This window comes from Rhizobium sp. CAU 1783 (assembly GCF_054551725.1).
The window spans coordinates 1,291,868-1,303,672 of the sequence record NZ_JBTOLM010000002.1 but is presented as its reverse complement, the minus strand read 5'-3'; the positions used below and the strand labels follow the sequence as shown (position 1 = coordinate 1,303,672).

General features: G+C 62.2%; 15 protein-coding genes. 10 read left to right on the top strand and 5 right to left on the bottom strand.

What is annotated here, in order from left to right:
• Positions 1 to 49: 49 nt before the first annotated feature.
• Together ACX93L_RS13175 and ACX93L_RS13170 are read left to right on the top strand one after the other, a co-directional pair.
• Positions 50 to 433, top strand: a complete 384-nt coding sequence (locus ACX93L_RS13175; RefSeq protein ID WP_459405248.1) for a PilZ domain-containing protein — start codon at positions 50 to 52, stop codon at positions 431 to 433.
• A gap of 120 nt (positions 434 to 553) precedes the next feature.
• Positions 554 to 1,663 (top strand): pyridoxal phosphate-dependent aminotransferase, encoded by a 1,110-nt coding sequence (locus ACX93L_RS13170; RefSeq protein ID WP_459405247.1) that lies wholly within the window; start codon positions 554 to 556, stop codon positions 1,661 to 1,663.
• A 179-nt stretch (positions 1,664 to 1,842) separates the two neighbouring features.
• Here ACX93L_RS13170 and ACX93L_RS13165 read toward each other — a convergent pair whose 3' ends face one another.
• Positions 1,843 to 2,109, bottom strand: a complete 267-nt coding sequence (locus tag ACX93L_RS13165; protein ID WP_169589286.1) for an SEL1-like repeat protein — start codon at positions 2,107 to 2,109, stop codon at positions 1,843 to 1,845.
• A 538-nt stretch (positions 2,110 to 2,647) separates the two neighbouring features.
• Between ACX93L_RS13165 and ACX93L_RS13160 the strand changes: the two genes are divergently transcribed.
• Entirely contained in the window at positions 2,648 to 2,989 is a 342-nt protein-coding gene (locus ACX93L_RS13160; protein WP_459405246.1) for a DUF2147 domain-containing protein, read from the top strand.
• A 76-nt stretch (positions 2,990 to 3,065) separates the two neighbouring features.
• Here the strand turns inward: ACX93L_RS13160 and ACX93L_RS13155 are convergent, their stop codons facing one another.
• Positions 3,066 to 3,758 carry a glutathione S-transferase family protein gene (locus ACX93L_RS13155; protein ID WP_459405245.1) on the bottom strand — a complete coding sequence of 231 codons (693 nt, stop codon included), beginning with the start codon at positions 3,756 to 3,758 and terminating at the stop codon, positions 3,066 to 3,068.
• Between the two features lie 138 nt (positions 3,759 to 3,896).
• On the bottom strand, positions 3,897 to 4,442 hold the full coding sequence (locus ACX93L_RS13150; RefSeq protein ID WP_459405244.1) for an acyloxyacyl hydrolase: 546 nt from the start codon (positions 4,440 to 4,442) through the stop codon (positions 3,897 to 3,899).
• A gap of 226 nt (positions 4,443 to 4,668) precedes the next feature.
• Between ACX93L_RS13150 and ACX93L_RS13145 the strand changes: the two genes are divergently transcribed.
• The 3 genes from ACX93L_RS13145 (at position 4,669) to ACX93L_RS13135 (ending at position 6,664) form a co-directional block, all read left to right on the top strand.
• Entirely contained in the window at positions 4,669 to 4,842 is a 174-nt protein-coding gene (locus tag ACX93L_RS13145) for a hypothetical protein (protein ID WP_459405243.1), read from the top strand.
• A 22-nt stretch (positions 4,843 to 4,864) separates the two neighbouring features.
• Complete coding sequence (locus ACX93L_RS13140; RefSeq protein ID WP_459405242.1) at positions 4,865 to 5,041, top strand: hypothetical protein; 177 nt, start codon at positions 4,865 to 4,867, stop codon at positions 5,039 to 5,041.
• Positions 5,042 to 5,161: 120 nt separating this feature from the next.
• The gene (locus ACX93L_RS13135; protein ID WP_169589304.1) at positions 5,162 to 6,664 is read left to right on the top strand and encodes an AMP nucleosidase; all 1,503 of its coding nucleotides are present in this window, start codon (positions 5,162 to 5,164) and stop codon (positions 6,662 to 6,664) included.
• 20 nt (positions 6,665 to 6,684) lie between these two features.
• Here ACX93L_RS13135 and ACX93L_RS13130 read toward each other — a convergent pair whose 3' ends face one another.
• A complete protein-coding gene (locus ACX93L_RS13130; protein WP_459405385.1) occupies positions 6,685 to 7,662 on the bottom strand; it encodes a lysylphosphatidylglycerol synthase domain-containing protein in 978 nt (325 codons plus the stop codon).
• Between the two features lie 88 nt (positions 7,663 to 7,750).
• Between ACX93L_RS13130 and ACX93L_RS13125 the strand changes: the two genes are divergently transcribed.
• Together ACX93L_RS13125 and ACX93L_RS13120 are read left to right on the top strand one after the other, a co-directional pair.
• Positions 7,751 to 8,755, top strand: a complete 1,005-nt coding sequence (locus ACX93L_RS13125; RefSeq protein ID WP_459405241.1) for a glycosyltransferase family 2 protein — start codon at positions 7,751 to 7,753, stop codon at positions 8,753 to 8,755.
• A gap of 1 nt (position 8,756) precedes the next feature.
• A complete protein-coding gene (locus ACX93L_RS13120; protein ID WP_459405240.1) occupies positions 8,757 to 10,256 on the top strand; it encodes a glycosyltransferase family 39 protein in 1,500 nt (499 codons plus the stop codon).
• Between the two features lie 15 nt (positions 10,257 to 10,271).
• Here the strand turns inward: ACX93L_RS13120 and ACX93L_RS13115 are convergent, their stop codons facing one another.
• Positions 10,272 to 10,745 (bottom strand): OsmC family protein, encoded by a 474-nt coding sequence (locus ACX93L_RS13115; protein ID WP_459405239.1) that lies wholly within the window; start codon positions 10,743 to 10,745, stop codon positions 10,272 to 10,274.
• 182 nt (positions 10,746 to 10,927) lie between these two features.
• On the opposite strand from ACX93L_RS13115, the gene ACX93L_RS13110 reads away from it, so the two are divergent.
• Positions 10,928 to 11,497 (top strand): PadR family transcriptional regulator, encoded by a 570-nt coding sequence (locus ACX93L_RS13110; RefSeq protein ID WP_459405238.1) that lies wholly within the window; start codon positions 10,928 to 10,930, stop codon positions 11,495 to 11,497.
• A gap of 2 nt (positions 11,498 to 11,499) precedes the next feature.
• Positions 11,500 to 11,787, top strand: a complete 288-nt coding sequence (locus tag ACX93L_RS13105; RefSeq protein WP_459405237.1) for a DUF2218 domain-containing protein — start codon at positions 11,500 to 11,502, stop codon at positions 11,785 to 11,787.
• Positions 11,788 to 11,805 lie beyond the last annotated feature (18 nt).

The following is an 11,805-nucleotide window of genomic DNA, read 5'->3' as shown; positions in this document are numbered from 1 at the left end:
CTTCAGCTTCACCTTAAACAACGCCGACAGGCGAACAAAGGGGAATGCCATGCAGGATGCGACACATCTGGCGGCAGTGAGTTCGGAAATGTACGAACGCAAGTGGGAACGGTTTTACGTCCGACGCCCGGCTCGTATCATGGCCGTCAGCCCCGGCCTCAGCGGCATCACAATGCGCAGTTGCGAGGTGGTCGACATCTCGCAGGGCGGCGCGGCTCTCGAGATCACCACGACGATCGGCCTTTCCTCCCACTACTATCTGCAGGTCATCGGCCTTGCCGACCGCATCGGTTGTGCGGAGGTCTATCGCAACGGCAGCCGCGTCGGCGTGAAGTTCATCTGCCCCATTCCAGAACACGTGCTACACGCCATCGTGCGCGCGGACTTCATGATGGGTGAAAAGGTGAAACCAGGTCCGCGCGCGATGCGCTGACAACCGCAGGAAGGAAATGCCTGCAAAGCCGGAAATTCAGAAACGGCGCACTCTTGCACGAGGCGCGATTGGACCTATTGTGGGGCCGTTTTTGAAACTTTCCAGGATTCCAGCAAAACAATGTCCGGTTTTTCGCGCTTCACGCCACTGATCAGCGCCCTTCCCGCAACCGTGCCTTTCGTCGGGCCCGAAGCCATCGAGCGCCAGCGTGGCCTGCCCGTGCGTGCGCGCATTGGCGCCAATGAAAGCGGATTCGGGCCGGCCCCTTCCGTGCTGGCGGCGATCCGGGCGACGGCGGGTGAGATCTGGAAATACAACGATCCGGAAAACTTCGCGCTCAAGGCGGCCCTGGCGACGCATCTCGGGCTCGCGCCGGCCAATCTGGTCGTCGGCGAAGGCGTGGATGACCTGCTCGGCCTCATCGTGCGACTGGTGATCGAACCGGGCATGCCGGTCGTGACCTCATTCGGTGGCTACCCGACCTTCAATTTCCACGTCAGCGGCTTCGGCGGCCGCCTGGTGACAACTCCTTACGTCAATGACCGCGAAGATCTCGATGGCCTGCTTGCCGCCGTCCGGCGTGAGAACGCGCCGCTCGTCTATCTCGCCAATCCCGACAACCCGATGGGCAGCTGGTGGGACGCGGACAGCGTCGTCGCCTTTGCCCGCGCCCTTCCGGAAACGACGCTTCTGGTGCTGGACGAGGCCTATTGCGAGACGGCGCCGGCCGGATCCACACCTTCGACCGCTGCGCTGATCGACCTGCCGAACGTTCTTCGCACCCGCACTTTCTCGAAGGCCTATGGTCTTGCCGGGGCACGCGTCGGCTATGCCTTCGGCGCGCCGGAGACGGTGATCGCATTCGACAAGATCCGCAACCATTTTGGGATGCCGCGGCTTTCCACGGAAGCAGCGCTCGCGGCGCTGGCCGATCAGGCCTATCTCAAGGACGTGGTTTCCCGGATTGTCGCGGCACGCGAGCGGATTTCGACGATCGCGACCGCCAATGGCCTCGCGCCGCTCGCATCCGCTACCAACTTCGTCGCGATCGACTGCGGACGCGACGGCATCCATGCCCGCGCCATCGTCGATGGTTTGATGCAGCATGGCGTCTTCATCCGCATGCCGGGCGTCGCGCCGCTCAACCGCTGCATCCGCGTCTCCACCGGCCTGCCCGGCGATCTCGATCTCTTCGAGGAAGCGCTGCCGAAGGTGCTCAAGTCGCTCTGAAACGAAGCGGCAAGGCACAAATAAAAGAACCGCGCCGGCCTTGTCCCTGCCGGTCGCGGTTCGGATGTGTTGGCCCGGTCCCCGTCCAAAGGTCCCCCGCCACGTTCCCCCTCTTCACGAGGTTGTTCTTGTCTTCAGCCCCGGCGTCACGCCGGGGGAATTCGTCCAGGCTTCAAGCCTCAGTGCATGGTCATCCATTCGCGGGCGGAGCGGAGCGCTTCGGCCAGCTCGGTCTTGCTCATCGTCGAGGCCAGGTCGGCGCGCAGTTCCGCAGCGCGTTCGCAGCCCTTGATCGCGGCAATATTCAACCACTTGTGCGCCGAGACGAGGTCGACCGGGCAACCACGGCCAGTCGCATACATCAGCCCCATGTCGCAGAAGACATCGGCGCGAGTTTCGCCACCCATCGTGGCCATTTCGGAATTGTGCATTTCAAAGCGTGCCATCGGTTTTGTCCCTGTCTAGCCTAACGGTTTAAACTGTCCCTGTTTTGCTCCCTTTCGGGCGCTCCTTCCGGATCCCGGCCGTCTGTCGCGGCGCTTGTCGATCCTTCCGGTCCGGCGGGTTTTTCCCTGCTCGTTTGATGGGTTCACTATGCCAAACCGCTTTCAACAGGCGCTTAAAATGCATGATTAATTTGCCGAAAACAAAGTACAAATGCTTGGTAAACTTGGCTTTTCGTTAAGCATCGAGATGCCTGCAACTCAAGGATTTCCGTTCAAAATTTACGAAAGTTTCAGGGTTGGATTTAAACCGAACAATAACCACGAAAAACACTTGGGATTCTGGTGCCAGTTAGAAAAGCCCGAAAAACCGGTCGTTCGCTCGATTGGGCAAGGGCCAAAACAGCTATTTACCTTTACGTCCGCGTAAGATAATTTCCCCGTGCTGATCGCCCGAGTACCTACTATGGGTTACGGGCAGGCCGGCTTTAGAGGACCGGTTCGTCAGCACACGGGCTCATTTCGGGAGGAGAGTTACACAATGCGCATGTTCATCGTCGCCGCGGCAGCCGCCCTGGCATTCTCGACGGCTTCCGTACAGGCTGCCGAACCGATCGAAGGCAACTGGAAGACGGCAAGCGGTGCAACCGCTCAGATCGCCCCCTGCGGCGGCAGCTTCTGCGTGACGCTGAAGACCGGCAAGCACGCAGGCAAGCAGATCGGCAAAATGGCCGGCGGCGGTGCCGACTACAAGGGCAACATCACCGATCCGGAAACCGACAAGACCTATTCTGGCTCGGGCAGCGTTTCGGGCAATTCGCTCAAGATGAAGGGCTGCGTGCTGGCCGTTCTTTGCAAGTCGCAGACCTGGTCGCGCCTCTGATTTCTTTCCAGCGCTTTGAATGCCAGAAGACCCGGCAGGTCGCCCTGCCGGGTCTTCTTTGTTCCAGCCTTGCCGGTCAGCGGGCCGTCTGGCCGAAGAGGACCTTCTTGGCCTCGTCGTCCTGGGCGATGTTGCTGCGCTTTTCCTGACCTACGGCAATGCCGCGTTCGACGGCCGGACGCGCCATCATCCGCTCGAACCAGGCCTTGAGGTTGGGGAAGTCCTCGAGGTTCTGGCCCTGGTTCTTGTGCGGCACGATCCAGCCGATGCAGGCGATATCGGCGATCGAGTACTCGCCCGCCAGATAGTCGCGGTCGGCGAGACGGCGGTTCATCACGCCGTAGAGACGATTGACCTCGTTGGTGTAGCGATTGACGCCGTATTCGATCTTCTCCGGCGCATACTGGCGGAAGTGATGGGCCTGGCCGGCCATGGGACCGAGGCCACCCATCTGCCAGAAGAGCCATTGATCTACCTCGGCGCGCGCGCGCTCGTCGGAAGGATAGAGCTTGCCGTATTTGCGGCCGAGATATTGCAGGATGGCGCCGGATTCGAAGAGGGAGATCGGCTTGCCGCCCGGACCGTCGGGATCGATGATCGCCGGCATGCGGTTGTTCGGGGCAATCTTGAGGAAGTCCGGCTCGAACTGCTCGCCCTTGCCGATGTTGACGTATTTCACTTCATAAGGAATGCCGAGTTCCTCGAGCATGATGGAGATCTTCCATCCGTTCGGCGTCGGCCAGTAATAGAGTTCGATCGGCTTGGTCATCGAAATTTCCCTTTTCAAGGCTTTGAGCAACATCGGACGCGGCACGGACCCTGCCACCGAAAACCGACGCCCAGAGAAAGTGGATATTGCAAAGCAATATTCAAGCGCAGCACCTGCAAGTTTGCTGTGGAGAGACGACTACCAGCGGATCGGCTTGGACACGCGGAACTGGATCGTCTCCATGCCCGGATTGTCTTCACCCAGACTGGCGTTCGAGCGATGGTCGTAGAGAAGCGAGAACTGCCAGTCGTTCGGCGCCTTCCAGCCCAGTTCGACGGCTGAGCGAAACTCCACCGGATGACCGAGCTCGACTTCGTCTCCCTGCATGTAGATGCCCGGGGCAAACGAGAAACCGGCGAAGAGATCCAGGTCGTCAATGCTGAAATCGATCTGCTGGTAGAACCCGACGCCGATCCAGGCCCCCCCCCTGCTGGTCACAGACAGGTCAATCATCGGATGGAGCCGGTCGAAGAGCCGGTCCCCGTAAATATAGGTGAGCCGGGTCTCCCAGCCTCTGGCCTCCTCCTGATGCAGGATGACGCCACTGGAAAGTGCGAGACGGTCTCCGTCGTCGGGCCGATGCATTTCGAAGCGGTTGCCTTCCGCCTCACCAGACGGGAGGCTCATCAGCCAGAACAATGCCGCAAGCCGTCCGTCCATGCCGCCCCCATCGGCGACGATCACCCGCCGCACATATCCACAACGTCATGCATCATCGATACGGGCCTGTTCCGGCCCCAAGCGCAAGCAGAGCTTATCCCGCCGGCCGAAAGCATGTCCAGAGTGGAGAGGCCATTCTCGCCGCAATCCTGAGCTACATTCTGAACCCCGGATGAACCGTCTTCTCAGGCTCGGTTCAGTCCACCCCGTTCATAACGGCATCATCGCAAGACGAGCAGGGATCGAAGCAATGGAAAAACTCGCAAGACGCATGACCATCTTCACACTGTCCATGGCTGTCTTTGCACTGTTCGTCGCCGAACTGGTGACCGCCACCAACAATGGGACCTCGCGACGCGCGCTCGTCAGCGGCACGGCTGCCTGCTCGGTAACAGCCAATCCGCTCTGCGTCGCAGCCCTCTGAACCGCCGCCGGAGGAGTTCGACATGCCCGCCACCGTCCGCCATATCGCTGCCCTCTGCCTGCGCGGACTGCTGGTGTCGAGCCTTTTTCTCGGCCCGCTGGTCGCCATCGGCATCGCACGCTCGGAAGAGATCAAGATCGCCAAGAACGGAGCCGGCCTCGTGCTTTTCGTCAGCCTTCAGCGCCAGTCGTTGAGCTGACGCCCGCGCTGCAGAACCACCGGCCGCCGCCGAATTCGCCGCAGCGCAGCGACGATTTTCCTGTGAATGACAGCCTTGCACCGTCGTTTGCTTGTCAAGGAGTCTTCACTATAATGCGTCATGAGCAAGCGAATCCATTTTCACTCCCCCATCAACTTCATCAGCCCCGAACCGTTCGAGCCCCAGGCCTTCACGAACGCTACAGAGGCTGTCGAAGCGCTGACCGCGCTCTACGAGCGCAACACCCGCTTTCTGATCGACGGCTTTTCGGCCCTCGCCAAGGGCGCGCCGATCTCCGGCCGCTATCGCGCCTTCTACCCGCAGGTCGCCATCGAGACGACGAGCTTCGGCCATATCGACACGCGCCTCGCCTACGGCCACGTGACGGCGCCGGGCGTCTACACGACCACGGTGACGCGCCCGCATCTCTTCCGGCATTATCTGCAGGAACAGCTCAACCTCCTGATCCGCAACCACCAGGTTCCGGTCGTCGTGTCGGAGTCGACGACCCCGATCCCGCTGCATTTTGCCTTCGGCGAAGGCGCCCATGTCGAAGCGGCCGCGAGCGGCCTCGTCGACATGCCGTTGCGCGACCTGTTCGACACGCCGGACCTGACCGTCACCGATGACGAGATCGCCAACGGCGAATACGATCCGCGGCCGGGCGAACCACAGCCGCTGGCGCCGTTTACCGCCCAGCGCATCGACTACTCGCTCGCCCGCCTGTCGCACTACACCGCGACCGGGGCGAACCATTTCCAGAATTTCGTCCTCTTCACCAACTACCAGTTCTATATGGACGAATTCTGCGCCTATGCCCGCAAGCTAATGGCGGAAGGCGGCGGCGGCTACACCGCATTCGTCGAGCCGGGAAACCTCGTCACGCTGCCTGGCCAGAGCGAGCCGAGCGAGGGTGTGGCGCTCGGCCGGCTTCCGCAAATGCCGGCCTATCACCTCAAGATGAAGGGGCATGCCGGGATTACGATGGTCAATATCGGCGTCGGACCATCCAACGCCAAGACCATCACCGACCATATCGCGGTCCTGCGCCCTCATGCCTGGCTGATGCTTGGCCACTGCGCCGGTCTCAGGAACAGCCAGCGGCTCGGTGACTATGTTCTGGCGCATGCCTATGTGCGCGAGGACCACGTGCTCGATGACGACCTGCCGGTCTGGGTGCCGATCCCGGCGCTCGCCGAGGTGCAGCTGGCGCTCGAGGATGCGGTCGAGGAAATCACCGGCTACGAGGGCTTCGAACTCAAGCGCATCATGCGGACCGGAACGGTCGCGACCATCGACAACCGCAACTGGGAGCTCCGCGACCAGCGCGGACCGGTCAAGCGGCTTTCACAGTCGCGGGCCATCGCGCTCGACATGGAATCGGCGACGATTGCCGCCAACGGCTTCCGGTTCCGGGTTCCCTACGGCACGCTGCTCTGCGTTTCCGACAAGCCACTGCACGGCGAACTGAAGCTTCCCGGCATGGCGACGGCCTTCTACAAGACGCAGGTCAGCCAGCATCTGCAGATCGGCATCCGGGCACTCCAGAAGCTCGGCGCCATGCCGAAGGAAAAACTGCATTCCCGCAAGCTCAGAAGCTTCTTCGAGACTGCCTTCCAGTAGGGGCGGGGCGACCCTATCCATCAACGAACTGCGGTGCGGAGGCGGCGCAGTTCGTTGAGTGCGAGCGAAAGCACGGTACCGATCAGCGCGGACAGCATGATCATCAGATGCATGTTGATGCTGGCGCGCGCCAGGACGTCCATTGCGTCCCGCGCGGTCGACGCCCCGAGGGAAAGCGCACCAGCCACGATGCCGGCCGAATAGGTCCCGACGCCGGCCGGTGCATGGAAGGGCAGGACCGACGAAAGCTCGCCGCCGATCGCGCCGCCGAAGGTCGCCGTCAGCGGCCCGACACCCATCAGCCCCAGCGCCCAGGCAAAGACCAGCACCTTGACGCCCCAGTTCAGCACCGTCGCGAACCAGGCCCGCAGCAGGGCCGCGAGCGTGGCCGGAAGCCCTTCCACAACTCCGTCCAGGATACGCGCGAGCTTTCCCTTCAAGCGCGGGCGCAAGGCGCGAAGCAGCGGTTCCTTGACGAGGAAGGCAGGGATCGGGGCGAGCAGGAAGACGAGCCAGAGCAGAACGGCGAGCATCTTCTGCTCGGCCGCCACGACCAGCCCGAGACCGCCGGCGGCCAGCAGGGCGTGGAGATCAAGCAGCCGCATCACCAGCAGCGCCGAGGTGCCATGTAGCAGCGGGACGTCAAATTCGGAACGCATCAGAAGCGGAAAGCTGGTCTCGCCGCTGCGGAACGGCAGCATGATATTGAGAAGATTGTGGACCTGCGCGAGATGAAAAAGCTCGATGAAGCGGCCCGAGGTTTCGCGGGGAAAGTAGTCGTAGAGCCGCCAGGCACGGACGAAATAGGTCGCGACCAGGAGGCCGATCGCCAGCGCGACGGTCCCGTAGCCGATGGATTTCCATTCCGCGACGATCGAGCCCCAGCCCCACAGGTAGTGGACAAAGGCGGCATAGGCCAGGATGGCGGCTGCGGCGATCAGGGACAGGCGGTGGCGCACAAGGGCCGAAGGCCGGCGGTTTTCCTCGTCTGTCTGCATGGCCCCGTGGAAGTTCCGAATTGCGCTCACTGCGGTGTTCCTATAACAACCGGCACAGCAAAAGCCAGCCATTTCCGGAGTATCCCCCTTGTCCTTCGAGCGTCTTTCTTCCCCCACCCAGGACGGCACCGCCGTTTACGAGGTCGAACTCTCGCTCGTCATTCCGGTGATGAACGAGGAGGAAAGCCTGCGGCCGATGATCGATCGGGTGATCGAGGCGATGAAGGGGTTCGAGAAGAGCTGGGAGCTGATCCTGATCGACGACGGCTCGACGGACCGAACGCTCGCCTATGCACGGGAGTATCTCGGCCGCGAAGGGCTTGATCTGCGCATCATCGAGTTCCAGCGCAATTTCGGCAAGGCCGCCGGCCTTCAGGCCGGTTTCGACGCGGCGCGCGGTCGCCTGATCGCCACGCTGGACGGCGACCTGCAGAACGACCCCTACGACATCCCTTCGATGGTCGCCGAACTCGATGCCCGTGATCTCGATCTGCTGTGCGGCTGGCGCAAGGCCCGGCAGGATGCCCTGGTGCTGCGCAAGATCCCGTCCTGGTGCGCCAACTACCTGATCGGCTCGGCGACCGGCGTGAAGATCCACGACAACGGCTGCGGCCTCAAGCTCTATCGCTCGGCGGTCATCAAGCAGGTCCGCATTCTCGGCGGCATGCACCGCTTCATTCCCGCCTGGGTCGCCTCGGTGGTTCCGAGCTCGCGGATCGGCGAAGTGGTGGTCACCCACCATGCCCGCCAGTTCGGCGAGTCCAAGTACGGCATCTCGCGCACAATCCGCGTGTTCCTCGACCTGCTTTCGGTCCTGTTCTTCATGCGCTTCCGCCAGCGCCCGGGCCATTTCTTTGGCACCATCGGCCTCTTCATCGGGGCCGTGAGTTCGCTGATCCTGCTTTATCTCGCCTGGGTCAAGTTCGGGCTCGGCGAAGATATCGGCACGCGACCGCTGCTGCTGGTCGGGGTCATGCTGTTCCTTACCTCGATCCAGATGATCACCACCGGCATTCTCGCAGAAATGCTGACGCGCTCCGACGACACGGCGAAGAACTACATCGTGCGGAAGACCTATCAAAAGGAAGCATGACGTGGTTGCAGCCCTGCGCCAGAGGCCCTGGCTGCTTTTCGCGTTGTTCGGCGCCTATTTCGCCGTGAACATCGTCGTCCGCCTCGTCGTGCCCCATTCGCTGGAACTCGACGAGGGACAACAGCTGTTCCTCGCCCAGTGGCTCGCCTTCGGCTATGACAGCCAGCCGCCGTTCTACAACTGGCTGCAATACGGCGCAGAGCAGGTCTTCGGCCCAACGCTCCTGTCGCTGTCGCTCCTGAAGAACCTCCTGCTCTTCTGTTCCTACCTGCTGTTCGGACTGACAGCGTTCGGCGTCCTGCGCTCCCGCGATCTCGCCATCGTCGCGACACTCGGCCTGCTCACCATGCCGCAGCTGAGCTTCGAGCCGCAGCGCGACCTGACGCATACTGTCGCCGTCATCTTCGCCGCCTGCCTCTTCCTCTATGCGCTCACCAGCGCGATCCGTTCGCCGAGCATCGTGACCTACGGGCTGACGGGCCTTGCGATCGGGATCGGCTTCGTCGCCAAGTACAACTTCGTCCTGCTTCCGGCAGCCGCCCTCATCGCCATGCTGATCGAGCCGGAATTCCGCCGCCGCCTGTTCGACTGGCGCCTCCTCGTGACGGTCGCGTTCGCAGGCCTCGTGGTGCTGCCGCATGGCCTCTGGTTCCTTGAGCACCTCGAACTCGCCACCGGCCGCACTATCGGCAAGCTGACCTCAGAGGAAACCGTCAGCCGACTTAGCCAGGTCTCGGCTGGACTCGGCTCCCTGGTGCTGGCCATCATCGGCTTTGCGGCAATCACGGTGATCCTCTTCCTTGTCGCCTACAAACGCGATCTCGTGCAGGCTTTGCGTGCATCGAGCCCGTGGAGCCGACTGATCGGCAACATCATGCTGATCTCGCTGTTCGGGCTGATCCTGCTCGTCGTCTTCGGGGGCGCGAGCAACATCAAGGACCGATGGCTGACGCCGCTTTATTTCGTCCTGCCACTCTATCTCTGCCTCAAGCTCGAGGCGGCAGGCCTTGCCACGGATCGCTCGTTGCCGCGCTTTCTGCCGATCGGCGTTGCGGGCCTGGTGCTGATCCCGCTCGTCCTGCTCGTCCGCATCCCGATCCACGGAATGACCGGCCATTACGAGAAGATCAACGTTCCCTACCAGGAGGCCGTCCGCACGATCCTCTCGGCGGATGCGAACCGGCCTGCGATGATCCTTGCCAGCGACCAGCAGATGGCCGGCAATCTCCGCCTGCAGGCCGCCGACATGCCGGTCATGATTCCCGGCTACGAGGCGTTCGAGACACCGCTTTCGCTCAACGCCAACCGTCCGCTGCTCGTGGTATGGCGCGCCCGCGGTGGCGCAGATCTTCCGCTGCCGGGCCACCTGGCGGAATGGCTTTCCGTCCATGGCGGGCTGAAGGCCGAAGAGATCAAGACCATCGCCCTGCCCTATATCTTCGGGCGTGACGGCGACCTCTATCACTTCGCCTACAGCTACATATATCCGAAGGCGAACTGAGCGGGCATGTTCCGCTCAGCCAGTGATGATCACCGGTTCGCAGCGGACGGGAAAATTGACCGAATTGGCGATGAAACACTTTTCGTGGGCGTCATCGTGCAGTTCCTCCGCGACCGCCGGGTCGCTGCCGGACTTGATCGTCACACGAGGCTTGAGAACGACGTCGGTGAAACGGCCGGAGCCTTCCTCGTCCATCACCATCAGCCCTTCGGCATGGTCCTCATAGGCGGTCACCACCACACCTGAGACGGCACAGAAATGCAGATACCACAGCTTGTGGCAGGCGGAGAGCGCGGCGACCAGAAGCTCCTCCGGGTTCCAGCGTGCGGCGTCTCCGCGGAAGGCCGGATCGGATGATCCCTGTATGTCCGACTTGCCGTTCGCCGATATCACATGATCTCGGTCGTATTCCCGATAACCGGACGTACCTGTGCCGCGATTGCCGGTCCAGGTGATGGTGACCGCGTATTCGTGCTGCTTGCCGGACATGCCTAGAAATCTCCCACTGCTGCTTCGGCCCTGACGATAGGCCAAGATCCGCATTCATCCAAGGCAGGAACGCCCGGAAGGTACCTTCCCACGCCAGCGGTAAAAAAATCAGGCAGCCCTTGAAGAGATATTTTTACGATATATCTTAGATACAGTTTCAACATATCAACAAAGGACGATCCATGAGACACTTTCATTTCGATCACCAAGAACATGGGCAAGGCTGGCACGCTATGCGGCACGGCTTCTTCGGCGGACGCCCCGAAGGCGGACGTGGCCGCGGTGGCGAACGCCGGCGGATGTTCGAATCGGGCGAGCTGCGACTCGTGCTGCTCAAGCTGATCGAGGAGCAGCCGCGTCACGGCTACGACCTCATTCGCGAGATCGAAAACCGCTCCGGCGGCGCCTATGCGCCGAGCCCTGGCGTCGTCTATCCGACGATGACCCTGCTTCTCGACATGGGGCTTACCGAGGAAGAAACGAGCGAAGGCCCGCGCAAGCTGCTCGCCATCACCGAAGCCGGGCGCGCTCACCTCGCTGAACGCGCAGGCGAAGTCGAAATCGCGATGGCGCGGCTTTCGGCTCTTGCGAAGGTCAGCGAACGCACCGACGCGGCACCGGTCCGCCGCGCCATGCAGAACCTCAAGGCCGCACTCCAAGACCGCCTCTCCGCAGACGGCGTCACCCGTGACGTCCAGCTCGACGTCGCCCGGATCATCGACGAGGCAGCAAGCAGGATCGAGAGGCTCTGACCATGGCGAGGAGGATCGCGGTGGTGCCGACCGAAAACGGATGGAAATACGTGCAGCAACTCTGCAAGCACTGGAGCCACAAGCTGGAGGTCGAACTGGGCGAGCACACCGGCACGGTGCGCTTTGCCGAAGCGGTGGCGACGATGAGCGCCGACGACAAGGCGCTCACCGTGGAGATCGATGCGGTCTCGGACGAAGTGCTGGAACGCATGAAGGGCGTGGTTGCGAGCCATCTCGACCGGTTCGCCTTCCGCGAGGCGCCCCTGCCCTTCGCGTGGGACGCTGCTTGACCCGACGCGACTAGGCAG

Bases quoted from the DNA above. Each gene is read 5' to 3' on its own strand.
- ACX93L_RS13165 (WP_169589286.1), bottom strand. From the start codon at position 2,109: ATGGCACGCTTTGAAATGCACAATTCCGAAATGGCCACGATGGGTGGC.
- ACX93L_RS13110 (WP_459405238.1), top strand. From the start codon at position 10,928: ATGAGACACTTTCATTTCGATCACCAAGAACATGGGCAAGGCTGGCAC.
- ACX93L_RS13135 (WP_169589304.1), top strand. From the start codon at position 5,162: ATGAGCAAGCGAATCCATTTTCACTCCCCCATCAACTTCATCAGCCCC.
- ACX93L_RS13160 (WP_459405246.1), top strand. From the start codon at position 2,648: ATGCGCATGTTCATCGTCGCCGCGGCAGCCGCCCTGGCATTCTCGACG.
- ACX93L_RS13170 (WP_459405247.1), top strand. From the start codon at position 554: ATGTCCGGTTTTTCGCGCTTCACGCCACTGATCAGCGCCCTTCCCGCA.
- ACX93L_RS13105 (WP_459405237.1), top strand. From the start codon at position 11,500: ATGGCGAGGAGGATCGCGGTGGTGCCGACCGAAAACGGATGGAAATAC.
- ACX93L_RS13140 (WP_459405242.1), top strand. From the start codon at position 4,865: ATGCCCGCCACCGTCCGCCATATCGCTGCCCTCTGCCTGCGCGGACTG.
- ACX93L_RS13130 (WP_459405385.1), bottom strand. From the start codon at position 7,662: ATGCAGACAGACGAGGAAAACCGCCGGCCTTCGGCCCTTGTGCGCCAC.
- ACX93L_RS13175 (WP_459405248.1), top strand. From the start codon at position 50: ATGCAGGATGCGACACATCTGGCGGCAGTGAGTTCGGAAATGTACGAA.
- ACX93L_RS13115 (WP_459405239.1), bottom strand. From the start codon at position 10,745: ATGTCCGGCAAGCAGCACGAATACGCGGTCACCATCACCTGGACCGGC.
- ACX93L_RS13145 (WP_459405243.1), top strand. From the start codon at position 4,669: ATGGAAAAACTCGCAAGACGCATGACCATCTTCACACTGTCCATGGCT.
- ACX93L_RS13155 (WP_459405245.1), bottom strand. From the start codon at position 3,758: ATGACCAAGCCGATCGAACTCTATTACTGGCCGACGCCGAACGGATGG.